The organism is Paenarthrobacter sp. NPDC090520, assembly GCF_044769205.1.
Classification (GTDB): domain Bacteria; phylum Actinomycetota; class Actinomycetes; order Actinomycetales; family Micrococcaceae; genus Arthrobacter.
In genome coordinates this window covers 28,135-41,305 of the sequence record NZ_JBIVXM010000010.1, presented here as the reverse complement: position 1 = coordinate 41,305, position 13,171 = coordinate 28,135, and the positions used below count along the sequence as shown (strand labels likewise).

7 protein-coding genes are annotated in these 13,171 nt (G+C 64.2%); 6 read left to right on the top strand and 1 reads right to left on the bottom strand.

All coding sequences use genetic code 11. From position 1 onward, the window contains the following. The first annotated feature begins 90 nt into the window (after positions 1–90). Genes ACIQTZ_RS13660 through ACIQTZ_RS13645 form a run of 4 tightly spaced genes read left to right on the top strand, consistent with a single transcriptional unit; the run spans position 91 to position 4,464 of the window. Complete coding sequence (locus ACIQTZ_RS13660) at positions 91–1,509, top strand: MFS transporter (RefSeq protein ID WP_402981604.1); 1,419 nt, start codon at positions 91–93, stop codon at positions 1,507–1,509. Continuing rightward, entirely contained in the window at positions 1,506–2,714 is a 1,209-nt protein-coding gene (locus ACIQTZ_RS13655; protein WP_402981601.1) for an amidohydrolase, read from the top strand. The genes ACIQTZ_RS13660 and ACIQTZ_RS13655 overlap by 4 nt, the downstream gene beginning before the upstream one ends. Positions 2,715–2,773: 59 nt before the next feature. Next, entirely contained in the window at positions 2,774–4,114 is a 1,341-nt protein-coding gene (locus tag ACIQTZ_RS13650) for an acyltransferase (RefSeq protein WP_402981598.1), read from the top strand. Then, positions 4,111–4,464 (top strand): GNAT family N-acetyltransferase, encoded by a 354-nt coding sequence (locus tag ACIQTZ_RS13645; RefSeq protein ID WP_400269970.1) that lies wholly within the window; start codon positions 4,111–4,113, stop codon positions 4,462–4,464. Before ACIQTZ_RS13650 ends, ACIQTZ_RS13645 begins: the two co-directional genes overlap by 4 nt. Here the strand turns inward: ACIQTZ_RS13645 and ACIQTZ_RS13640 are convergent. Beyond that, the gene (locus tag ACIQTZ_RS13640; protein WP_402981595.1) at positions 4,461–4,805 is read right to left on the bottom strand and encodes a hypothetical protein; all 345 of its coding nucleotides are present in this window, start codon (positions 4,803–4,805) and stop codon (positions 4,461–4,463) included. The genes ACIQTZ_RS13645 and ACIQTZ_RS13640 overlap by 4 nt on opposite strands. 431 nt (positions 4,806–5,236) lie before the next feature. On the opposite strand from ACIQTZ_RS13640, the gene ACIQTZ_RS13635 reads away from it, so the two are divergent. Then, a complete protein-coding gene (locus ACIQTZ_RS13635; RefSeq protein ID WP_402981592.1) occupies positions 5,237–6,838 on the top strand; it encodes a sigma-70 family RNA polymerase sigma factor in 1,602 nt (533 codons plus the stop codon). A gap of 227 nt (positions 6,839–7,065) precedes the next feature. Next, entirely contained in the window at positions 7,066–13,158 is a 6,093-nt protein-coding gene (locus ACIQTZ_RS13630) for a hypothetical protein (RefSeq protein ID WP_402981589.1), read from the top strand. Positions 13,159–13,171: the final 13 nt, after the last annotated feature.

The window sequence follows — 13,171 nt, the reverse complement described above, 5'->3', positions numbered from 1 at the left end:
AAACAAGCAATCCAAACAATTTCATGGCAAGTGTAGTCGCTGAACCTAGTGTTGTGACTCGCATCACCACCTCACGACACTAGGACCTACATGGCAAGCAACACAGCTCCTCCGGCTACAGAGACAACAGCGCACAGGACCATCGCCGGGATGATCCTGGCCATGGCGCTGATCGAATCTCTCAGCGGCGTCACCCAGGGATACCTCAATCCGATCCTTCCCGCGCTGGGACCGGTATTCGAGATCGACGATCCCACCATCAACGGCATCTTCCTGATCTCCAACGTAAGTTTCGCAGTCCTCACGCCGATCATTTCCCGGCTCGGCGACAGCTACGGATACAGGCTGGTATTGCGTTGGTCTACCGCGATCGTGACGGCCGGGGTGCTGATGATGGCGCTGTGGCCGTCGCTCTGGACCGTGACCCTTGGCGTTGTGATGCTGACCTGCGTGGTGGGTTTCATCCCGCTCATGATGGGCATTCTCCGGGTCAGCAGTCCAAGCCACACCCGCACGGGGGTCAGCGTCATGATCGGCATGCTGATGATCATGGTGGGAGCGGGTGGGCTGCTCGCGGGAATCGTCGGAGTCGCCGATCCGACCCTTGGGTTCTGGGTCGCCGTCCCGTTCGCGTTGCTCGCACTGGTCAGTTCGTTCGTCCTGCCCGACGCCGGGGTCCCGACTCGTGAGGGAATCGCCCTTGCGCCGTTGCTGGCTTGCTCGCTGGGCCTGATCGGCTTTGTTGTGGCGCTCTCGATGGCACCGGAATGGGGCTGGCTGGATATCCGCACTGTTGGCGCCGGACTTGCGGGCCTGCTGCTTCTGGGTTACTGGGCCCGGCGCGACTTCAGGGCCGGATCGGGCCGGCGGTTCATGGACCTGAGGATGCTGGCCAACCCGCGCATCCGGACCATTTCGCTCGCCACCTTCTTCTTCGGATTCGCTTCCATCAGCTATTTCGGCACCAACGGAATCTTCCTGCATTCATCTCCCGAAAAATCGGGCTACGGCTTTGCGTTGAGCCCGCTCATGATCGCCATTGTCCTGGCACTGGCCTCGGTGCTGTCCCTCGTGTCCTCACTGTTGACGGCCAAGGCCATGCGAAAGTTCGGGGAGCGCGCCACTCTCGTGGCGGCCGGCCTCCTGTTGGCCTGTGGTTTCCTGGTCATGGCCTTCGCGCACACCTCCTTCGCCGGGTACTGCGTGGGCTTCGCACTGTTCAACGTGAGCCTGGGAATGTACCAGGCGGGCACGCGGGCCCTTTCCGTGGAAGGCGTTCCACTGGAGGAAACCTCGACGGCGGCCGGGCTCAACGAGCTGGGGTTGTCCGTGGGAATCGCCGTGGGGGCGGCGGTAGTGAAGCTGATCTCGTCGGCCTTTGTGGAGTCCGGGCATATCTCCCAAACGGGGCTGTTCTGCATCTGGGGAGCGCTTGCTGCCGCTGCCCTGGTCGCAGCAGTGGCTAGTGCGCGGTACCCCAGGCGTGCCGTCGAGGAGGTGAGCGCATGAGTACCGTAGTTGGCAGCAGCAAGCCGGGTACCGCCGTCGTGCAAGCAACCCAAAGAGACGTGCGAGCGGAACTGGGCGAAGCGGTGGAACGCTGGAAGGCGGACCTCCTTGACCTCAGCCACGCCATCCACGCCGATCCGGAACTGGGCGGGCAGGAGGTCCGTGCGGCGAAGCGCGTGCGGAAGCTGCTGCGGAAGGCCGGATTCACCTTCGACGCCGTTCAGCCGGGACTGCCGACGGCCTTCAGCGCCCGCTACGGAACCGGGGACGTGGTGGTGGCACTATGCGTCGAGTACGACGCCCTTCCCGCGATCGGGCACGCCTGCGGACACAACGTGAACGCCGCCAGTGCCGTGGGCGCAGCATTGGCCTTGGCGGCCGTCGCGGACCGGGCAGGCATGACGGTCAAAGTCCTGGGAACTCCCGCCGAAGAAACCACCGGCGGAAAGGTGGACCTCCTTGAGGAAGGCTTCTTCGATGACGTATCGCTGGCCATGATGGCGCACGCTGCGGCAAGCGACGTCGTGGGCGGGACCTCGCTGGCGATGGGCATGTGGGACGTGCTGTTCGAAGGTTTGCCCGCCCACGCCGCCGCCTCGCCGTGGGATGGAGTCAACGCCCTCGATGGATTGATGATCGCCCAAACGGCTGTCGCGTACGCCAGGCAGCAACTGCCCCCGGGTTCCATCGTGTCGCTGATTGTTACCGAAGGGGGGAGCGCAGTGAATGTGATCCCGGACCGTGCCCGCGCCAGCATCGAAATGCGGGCTCCCAGCATCGACCAACTCAGGATCATCCAGGACAAGACCAGGCGATGCCTGGAAGCCGGTGCTTTGGCAAGCGGCTGCACGCTCCAGATTACCCAGCACGGCAATGACTACGCGGAACTCAACCAGGACGCGTTCCTTTCCGCCGCCTACCGCTCAGCCATGGAAGGCCGGGGAAGGAGGGTCTCCGTCGACACAGCCCCCGTGGCCTCCACGGACATGGGCAACGTTTCCCGGGCCGTGCCGAGCATCCACCCCATGGTCGGCTACGAGGTGCGCGGCGCCGCCCACCACACTGCCGGATTCGCGGCCTTCGGGGCCTCCGCCAGCGCAGACCTGGCTGTCCTCGACGCGTCCTTCGGGCTGGCTGCCGCGGCCTGCGCAGCCGCCGTGGATCCGGTGGAAAGGGAACGACTGGTCCGGCGCACGGCGGGTTGATCGCTGGCCCCCTGTGCGTGCCGGGCGGAGAATGGAGGCAGCACGAGGTTGGGAGGGCCATGGAGGATCCACGGCATCTGGAAACTCCCGCCGGACAGGCCATGGCCGTGCGGCGGGACCCAGCGATCGACCTTGTCCGCTTCACCTGCCTGCTCCTGGTGGTGGCCGCCCACTGCATGATGGTCAGCCCGGTCCTCCACAGGGACGGAACGGTGACCACAGCCAACACCTTGATGGACCAAGGCTGGTTCACGCCCGTGGTGTGGGTGCTCATGATCGTTCCGCTGTTCTTCGTGATGGGCGGGATGACGGGACTGCAATCCTGGCGCCGCCTGCAGGCCCGGGGCGGAACGGGTTTCCAGTTCGCCCAAGTGCGCCTCCTGCGGCTGGTGCGCCCCGCCATGGCCTTGCTTGCAGTCATGTGGGCGGGATTGTGGACAGCCCTTTTGCTGGGCGTCCATCCGCAGGTGATCCAATTGATGGCAACGGGTGCAGCGATGCCGCTGTGGTTCCTGGCCGCTTACCTCACAGCCCAGGTGAGCATTCCCCTGATGGCCCGTTTCCACCAACGCGCACCCCGGCTGACCTTCGGCATCCTGGCGGCCCTCATCATTACGGTGGATTCGCTGCGCGGAGCCATCCCGGTGCTGGCTTTCGTCAACATGGTCTTCGTCTGGTGTGCGGTCCAGCAATTGGGTTTCCTCATGGCCGACGGCTTCTTCCAGGACCGCAGCCGCCCGTGGCTGATCGGGGCCCTAGCCTCAAGCAACCTGGTGCTCGGCGTGGTGACCGGCGTGGCCATCTATCCCGGCAACATGGTGGAGAACATCAACCCGCCCAACTTTTGCCTGCTGCTTCTCGGTATCTCCCAAGCGGCTACCTTGCAACTGCTCCACAACGGCATCCGTTGGCTGGGCTCAGTCAGCTGGATACAGACGCTGATCGCCGTTGCGGGACGCCGGGCCATGACGGTCTACCTGTGGCATTTGCCGCTCTTGGTGGGCATGTCGGCGCTGCTCCTGCTCACTGACTTTCCCAAACCGTCGCCGGAGTTGGCGGAATGGTGGTGGGGCCGGATTCCGGTCTTCTTCGCCGTGGTCGCTTTGCTGGTACCCGTCATCCTTGTCTTCGGCCGGCTGGAAAACCGTCCGACGGCGGCCAGCCACGCCCGTGGTCCCTCCCGGACCGCGGTGGTGACTGCCGGCGTCGTGGTTTTCCTGCCGGTGTTGGATGCCGCCCTTAATGGCCTGACGCTGGCGCTGCTGGGTGGGGGAGCGGCGTGCTTCGCGCTCGCCGTCCTGCTCTTGGGGAGGGTTCCGACGCCGGTGCTGCCGCCCCGGAAGCTGCTGGGGGAGCCCACGTTGCCAGCGCGAGGTTTACGTGCCAATCTCGAATCATGACCGACACCGACTCCTTGGCCGACTCGTTCCGCGCTGGCGTTACCACAGTCCGCAACGACAAATTCCACCGCTACGAACTCCACGTCGATGGGGAGCTGGCCGTCATCTCCCAGTTCATCGACAGGCCGGGTCACATCGATTTCACCCACACCGAGACCAAGCCGCAGTTCAAGGGCCAAGGGCTGGCGAAGGTCCTGGCCCACTTCGCCCTGGACGACGTGGTGGCCTCCGGCAAGCGCATCATTCCCCATTGCCCTTACATCGCTTCCTATCTGCAGAAGCATGAGGGCTATGAGCAGGACGTCGATTGGCCCGCCGAGAAGCCTGTGGGTGAACCGGACAACGACTAGCGCTTCAGCATCCCGGCGTTGGCCAGCCGACGCGGCCGGCGCCGGGGCTTGACGGACGTGACCGGCGTGGAACTCCAATGCCCCAGGCCCGGACGGGTGGACCGCACCGGCCAAGGAGTCCGGGTGCCGGTCAGGGAAACGATCGCATCGTGTTCGTCCGTGACCAGCCGGCCCAAGCACGAGGCCCGGACCTGCATGGCGCTGACCAGGCTGCCCCCATGGGAATGGTCCACCGCGGTGACCCGGTAGGAGAAACTCCGCATAACCCCTTCGCCCGGTGCCAACGACGGAATTGCCAGGTCCTCGCGGGCCGGGCTGGATGCGTAAGTCAGCGGTTCCATGGCCTCGTTGGTGAACGATCGCGGAATAAGACAAATGTTACGAAGATGACTTTTGGAGCCGTTGCTGATCCACGCCGTGAAGATGACTGTGTCTCCGGGGAGAGCCGTGGATCTGTCCGCGCCGTAAACGAGCTTCACGTGGCGCAGCCGGAGCTTCCGTGAAATCGTCCCGGTACGGCTCCCTGGCGGAGAGCCCAGACGGACCCCCGATTGCCCGGGTTTCCGCGCGGATCCGGCAACTTTGGCCACAGAGAGGCCGCGGTACGCGCCATGGCGGATGGATCTTGATGCAGTGATGAGGGGCCTCATGAAGACTTAGTGGCGTCGGGGTGAGCTTCGTGTTGCCGTTCCGGGAGAAATTTTGACCCCCTTATAGTCGTAAGTAACCTTCGATTCAAGTCAGCGGACAATCTGATGTCACACTACTGCTTATGGACCAAGCATTAGAGATGGGAACACGTGGGGGGTCGTCCCTGACTGCGGGTGTGGACAGCGACCCCCAGCTCCTGGATCTGGTGCGCCAGGGAGCGACGGAAGCGTTCGACACCCTCTACAACCGGCACCTCGCGATTGCCCACTACGTTGCCCGGCAGCAAACCGACAACCCCAGCGACGCCGATGACGTGGTTGCTGAATCTTTCGCGTCGATCTTCCAGTCATTGAAGGACGGAAAAGGGCCCAAGGAGTTCTTCCGGTCCTACCTCCTGACCGTCGTGCGGCGCACTGCCTACGAACGGAACAAAAAGGCCAGGCGGACGCCCATGGCCACCGACGACAGCATCCTCGATTCGGCGGTCCATGACGCGGACACCGTGCTGATCGAGTTCGAGTCGAGCACCATGGCCAAGGCCTTCAAATCGCTGCCCGAACGCTGGCAAGCGGTTCTCTGGCATCTGGACATCGAAGGGTTGAAGCCCGCGGCAGCCGCACCCTTTGTGGGCCTGAGCCCCAACGGCGTCTCGTCCCTTGCCATCCGTGCCAGGGAAGGCCTGCGCCAGGCCTACCTGCAGCACCACATCAGCCAGACAGTGGATGAAGCCTGCGACGAATATGCCAGCCAGTTGGGGAAATACGCGCGCAACGCGTTGAAGCGCTCCTCGCAGGAAAAGGTCAGTTCCCACTTGGAGTCCTGCCCACAGTGCACAGCCCTCCTGGTGGAACTTAGTGACGTGGAAGGCCGGATGCGCGGCATCCTTTTCCCCCTGGTTGCAGGCATCGCGTTCACCCCTGGCGCGGCGGCATTGGCCTCAGGATCCGTGGGTTCCGTTGCCGGCGGTTCGACGGCGGCCTTGCCCACCTCGGGCGCGGGCAAGGGCTCCGGTGCTCTATCCAAGGTGGTGGTTGCGGCAGCCGTCGCAGCAGTGGTCGTGGCGGGAGTCGCTGCCTGGCTCCTTCAACCGGTGTCCGACTCGACGGTGGCCGGGGCCCGCAGTGCTCCTCCCGTGCAGCCTGCGGTTCCGGATGCACCCACCCTTCCTGCTGCGTCCAGCACTGCTGCCCCCGCGCCGGCTCCGGCTGCGGTGGAAGCACCTCCGGCGGTCCCGCCGGTCGCCACACCGCGGGAACCCGCCGTCGTCGTTCCCGACCTTCCCGTGCTCCAGCGGAAGGCAAGCGTCATCGACTCCGCAGTGGTGACGTCGACGCCGGTGGCCTCGCCTCCCGCAACCCCGGGCACGGTCTTCCAAACGGTTGAGGCAACATTTGCCTCCGTTCCCGGCTCAAACGCCGTTGAGCGCGACCTCACGGTGGACTTCTCCCTGTCCGGCGCCGGCACGCCGACATCGGGTGAGGCAGTCTTCACACTCCCGGATGACGCGACGTTTATCTCCGGCAGGACCACCGTGCCCGCCGGCTGGGATTGTGTGGCTTCCGGCGCACGCGAGATCCGGTGCACTTCCAGCCAACTGGTTCCTTCGAGTCTTCGCTTCGTGGTGGGAGTTTCCCTTCCCCAGTCAGCGTCTTTGGGGACGCTGGACTGCCGTTTCGGCGGGCAGAACATCGTGACCAAGACGTTCACCGACACCTTCCACTAGGACGTTCCCAAACTTTTTGAACTTTTTCTGAATTCTCGCGTCACGTTTCTCGGGTTGCCTCCACAGGAGCACTAGGTCGCCCCATGTCGGCCGCGTTGGAGGTTGTCCGGCTTTCGACGACACGAATCATTGGTTGCGCGTACTGGATCAATGGCGAACAGCCGAGCCAGAGCCAGGGTCTTAGGTGGCCCCGGCCCTTGCGTGACCTAGAGAAACCAAGAGAATCCATGACACATACACGTCCACGAAAGCTGTTAGCGGGCATCCTCGCTACGGCGATCATTTCGTTAGGGGTAGGTGGCGCGTTGGCGCCACCGGCCACCGCCACAGTTCCGGGGACGCCAGGCGTCACCCAGCCCGGCACCGTGGTCTTCAATGAAGACTTCGAGAACGGCATCGACAATACGCCGCTCGGAGCCCAGTCCTACTCCGCGCCCGGCTCCACGACGTACGTGGGTGCCTCGGGGCAGACGTACACGGGCTCACCCACCTGGATTGATGGCGCACGCTGCAATGGCGTCATCCTGAGCTACGGCAACACCGATACGCCTCCGTGGGCAGTATCGGGTACTGCTGGTTCCGGAACGGAGGACCGCTGTGCCGAGAACGGAACCCGCCGCAGTTACCAGCAGTTGCGCATGCTCGCCAAAGGCATGGGGCAGCAGTTCACTCCCGGATCGCCGGACACCGAGCATGTGACGAGTTCCTTCACGGAGTGCCCTTCGACCCCCACAACCACAGGTTTCTGTGCGCTCATCCCGGCTGGCCCCAAGTTCGGCGTGATGTTCAAGACGGTCAACCCCGTGGCCACCACGGCTGGCCACTACTACACTTTTGGCGTCGATACGGCCTACATCAACTGCATGGCGGCATCTGCGGACCCCTCCTACCAGTTCGCGAAGATCGACGCTGATGGAACCGTGACTCCCATCGGTGATCCGGTCAACGGGTGCCAGACCTCGTCTGACCCGAACGTCAAGGCGTACCAGCAGCAAGTCACCAGCGACATTGGCGGCGTGTTCGGCACAGTCACCAAGACGGTCAACATCAACTCGATGACCACCAACCAGGCCTTCCAGTCCGTGGGTTCATCCATGGGCCTGGAAATGTGGAACAACAACGGCACCACCAACGGCAACGACGGCGCGTTCGACAACGTGCGCCTGGTTGACGTGACTCCGCAGCTGGACAAGTCGTTCTCACCGTCGCTGATCGGCCCGGGCCAGGCGTCCACGCTGACGCTGACGGTGACCAACACCAGCGAACTCAACGCCAAGGACGACTGGTCCATCACGGACACGCTGCCCGCGGGACTGGTTGTTGCAGCTGCCCCCAACATTGGCGGCACGTGTGTCCAGTCCGCCGGCGCCCCGATGGTCACCACGGCGACGGCAGGCAGCGGAGTCATCTCCGTTACCGGCGGCGACCTTGCCCGCGGGCAGGAATCGTGCTCCATTACCGTGGATGTCACCTCGGACTCCGAAGGAACCTACGTTAACGGTGCTGCCAACATCCAGACCAACCTGAACCCGCCGGCTGATGCCACCCTGGTGGTCAAGGCTCCGCGCATCGCGCTGAGCAAGGCGCTGGATGCGCCCCGCCTGAGTGATTCCGACCAGTTCACCATGGAGATCCGTTCAGGCTCGGCAACCGGTGCAGTGGTCAACAGCACTGCCAACTCCACCACGTCAGGAACGGGTTCCACTGTTGCCGCCGGCTCGGGTATCACTGGCAAGTATGTTGCTGCTGCCGGAAGCCCTCACTACCTGACGGAGTCCGGTTCCGGACTAACAGGCTACGCCCAAGCGATCACGTGTACGGATGCCAATGGCCTCCAGCCGGGGCTGCCCTCCGGTGCGGCCTTCACCGGCTCCCTGGCCTTGACGCCGGTGGCTGGTGCGGACATCGACTGCGTGCTGACCAATACCGCACAGCCTGCTCCGAAGATGGAGTTCACCAAGTCGGCTGACGCTTCTGCAGTTCAGTCACCTTCGCGGGTCGGGGACGTGATCACCTACACGTTCACGGCGAAGAACACCGGGAACACGGACTTGACCGGTGTGGTCATCAACGACCCCCTGGCCGGCCTGTCCAACCTGAGCTACACGTGGCCGGGAACACCGGGCACTCTGCTTCCAGGCGAGACTGTGACGGCCATGGCAACCTATGCCGTCACCCAGGCGGACGTCGATGCCGGACACGTAGCCAACTCGGCCACCACCTCGGGCAACCCTCCCACCGGTCCTCCGGTCACTCCTCCGCCCGGAACCACGGATACTCCGCTGACCCCGGGACCGGAGATGAGCCTGACAAAGTCGGCTGACGCTTCGGCGATCCAGAACCCGTCCAAGGTTGGGGACGTGATTACCTATACGTTCGAGGCCAAGAACACGGGCAACGTGAAGCTGATGGGCGTTGCGATCAACGATCCTTTGGCTGGCCTGTCTGCCTTGACGTACAGCTGGCCCGGTGCCGCCGGTGAGCTGCTGCCCGGCCAGTCAGTGACTGCCAAAGCAACGTATGCGATCACGCAGGCTGATATCGATGCCGGCCATGTTGTTAACTCGGCGACCACCACGGGCAACCCGCCCACCGGCCCTGCCGTAACTCCGCCTCCGGCTGGAACGGACACCCCGGTCACTCCTTCGGCGAACATGGCACTGACCAAGTCGGCAGACGCTTCGGCCGTACAGAAGCCTTCGCGCGTTGGTGACGTCATCACGTACACCTTCGAGGCGAAGAACACGGGGAATGTTGTGCTGACGGGTGTTGTGGTCAATGATCCGCTGCCTGGCCTTTCCGCACTCAGTTACACGTGGCCCGGAGCCGCAGGAACCCTGCAACCGGGCCAGTCCGTGACCGCGACGGCAAGCTACGCGATCACGCAGGCCGACATTGATTCGGGCCACGTGGTCAACACTGCGACCACCACGGGCACTCCGCCCAACGGTCCGGCTGTAACCCCGCCGCCCGCCGGCACGGATACACCGCTGAATCCGGCGCCGGCGATGGAGTTCACCAAGTCCGCTGATTCTTCAGCGATCCAGAGCCCCGCTGTTGTGGGCGACCAGGTCACCTACACCTTCACCGCCAAGAACACCGGCAACGTGAAGCTCACGGGCGTCACCATCAACGACCCCCTGGCCGGCCTTTCCGCGCTCGTGTACTCCTGGCCCGGTACGCCGGGCGAGCTGCAGCCGGGCCAGTCTGTGACTGCAACGGCAACGTACGGCATGACGCAGGCCGATATCGACGCAGGCCACGTGGCGAACACGGCAACCAGCACCGGCAATCCGCCCACCGGCCCCGCGGTAACCCCGCCGCCGGCAAGCACGGACACTCCGTTGACTCCTGGTCCGGACATGACCTTGACCAAGACGGCGGATGCTTCCGGTGTCCGGAACCCGTCCCAGGTTGGGAATGTCATCACGTACTCGTTCGAGGCGAAGAACACGGGCAACGTGAAACTGACTGGCGTGGTGATCAACGATCCGCTGGCTGGCTTGTCTCCGCTGAGTTACACCTGGCCCGGCACTCCCGGTGAGTTGCAGCCTGGCCAGTCCGTGACTGCGAAGGCAAGCTACGCGATCACGCAGGCTGACATCGATGCCGGCCATGTTGTGAACTGGGCGACCAGCACAGGTAATCCGCCCACCGGCCCGGCGATCTCCCCGCCGCGGTCAGGAACGGATACCCCGCTGACGCCTGGCCCCGCAATGGAGTTCACCAAGACGGCTGACGCGTCCGGAGTCCAGACCCCGAGTGTTGTAGGCGATCGCATCAACTACACGTTCACGGCGAAGAACACGGGCAATGTCACCCTCACGGACGTGGCCATCAACGACCCGTTGGCGGGCCTGTCTCCGCTGGTCTACTCGTGGCCCGGCGTGCAGGGGATCCTGCTTCCCGGCCAGACGGTGACTGCGACGGCAAGCTACGCGATCACCCAGGCGGATATCGATGCGGGTCACGTTGCCAACAGCGCCACCACCACTGGTGTTCCTCCGACCGGCACCCCGGTCACGCCTGCTCCGGGAACCACGGATACTCCGTTGACCCCGGCTCCGGCCATGGAGTTCACCAAGTCCGCTGACGCTTCCGCGATCCAGGACCCGGCTGTTGTGGGCGACCTGATCACCTACACCTTCGCGGCCAAGAACACGGGGAACGTGAAGCTGAGCGGTGTCACCATCAACGATCCGCTCGCGGGTCTGTCCGCGCTGAGCTACACCTGGCCGGGAACCTCCGGTGAGTTGCTGCCGGGCGAAACGGTAACTGCTACGGCAACGTACGCGATCACCCAGGCCGACATCGATGCGGGTCATGTGGTCAACGAGGCAACCTCTACGGGTACCCCGCCGTCCGGCCCTGCCGTCACTCCACCGCCGGGTAAGACGGACACCCCGTTGACCCCGTCTCCGGCACTGCAGTTCACCAAGTCGGCTGACGCTTCGGCTGTTCAGAGCCCGGCCGTTGTAGGTGACGTGATCACCTACAACTTCACGGCGAAGAACAGCGGAAACGTGAAGCTCACGGGTGTTGTGATCGACGACCCGCTGGCTGGCCTGTCTGCACTGAGCTACACCTGGCCGGGTACTCCCGGTGAGTTGCTGCCCGGCCAGACCGTGACGGCCACTGCGAAGTACGCCCTCACCCAGGCGGATATCGACGCCGGTCATGTCGCCAACAGCGCCACGACCACTGGTGTTCCGCCCACAGGGACGCCCCTGACGCCTCCTCCGGGAACGACGGACACCCCATTGGTTCCGGCGCCCGGGATGGTGTTCACCAAGACTGCTGACTCGTCCGCAGTTCATGACCCGACCAAGATCGGCGATGTCATCACCTACACGTTCACGGCAGGGAACGCCGGAAACGTGACGTTGAAGAATGTTGCCATCAACGACCCCCTGGCGGGCCTGTCCGGACTGAGCTACAACTGGCCGGGCACCCCCGGTGAGCTGCAGCCGGGTCAGACGGTGACTGCTACGGCAACGTACGCGATCAAGCAGGCGGATATCGACGCCGGTCACGTGGCCAACGTGGCAACCGCCACCGGCACTCCGCCGACGGGCACTGCCCTGACGCCGCCTCCGGCCACAACGGACACCCCGTTGACCCCGGCACCGGCGATGGAGTTGACCAAGTCGGCTTCCGCGCCGGCTGCAGGAGGGACCTCCGAGGTCGGAGACCTGATCACCTACACGCTGTCGGCGAAAAACACCGGCAACGTAAAGCTGACAAACGTGTCGATCAACGATCCCTTGGCTGGATTGTCGGCCTTGGTCTACAGCTGGCCCGGAACTCCGGGTGAACTGCAGCCGGGCGAGACGGTGACCGCTACGGCAACGTACGCGATCACCCAGGCCGATATCGATGCAGGTCACGTCGCCAACCTGGCGACCACCACGGGTACTCCTCCGTCTGGCCCGTCGGTTGGCACGCCGCCGGTAGGTACGGACACCCCGTTGGTCCCGGTTCCTGCGATGGAGTTCAGCAAGCAGGCCTTGGTCTCGCTCGTCGCCGGCCCGTCGCACGTGGGCGATGAGATCGTCTACCAGTTCACAGCCAAGAACACCGGCAACGTGAAGCTGACCAACGTGTCCATCGACGACCCGATGGCCGGCCTGTCGGCTCTGAGCTACACCTGGCCCGGCACCCCGGGTGAGTTGCTCCCCGGAGAGACGGTCACTGCCCAGGCGACGTACCACGTCACCCAGGCGGATATCGACGCCGGTCACGTCGCCAACCTGGCGACCACCACGGGCACTCCTCCCACCGGCCCGGCGGTCACCCCGCCTCCGGCCGGCACGGACACCCCGCTGTCGCCTGATGCAGCACTGGAGTTCTCCAAGACCGCGGATGCTTCCGCAGTAGGGGATCCCGCGAAGGTGGGTGACATCGTCACCTACACCTTCACGGCGAAGAACACTGGCAACGTCATGTTGACGGGTGTGGCCATCCACGATGTCCTGCCAGGCTTGTCCGCACTGCGCTATAACTGGCCGGGCACTCCTGGTGAGCTGCAGCCTGGCCAGACGGTGACTGCGACGGCAACGTACGCGGTAACCCAGGCCGATATCAATGCCGGCAAGGTCGTGAACAATGCGACTGCCACCGGCCTGCCTCCGACGGGACCGCAAGTTACTACGCCACCTGCAAGTGCTGTTGTGACTTTCCCGCCGGTTGTTCCGAACCAGCCAGGTGAGTCGCTGGCCTCCACGGGTGTTGTTCTCACCGTGTTGCCCATCAGCCTCCTGGTAGTTGGTGCGGGACTGTTCCTGTTCCTCATTGGACGCCGTAAGCGTTCCGAGGCATAGGGAAGGAGTGCGC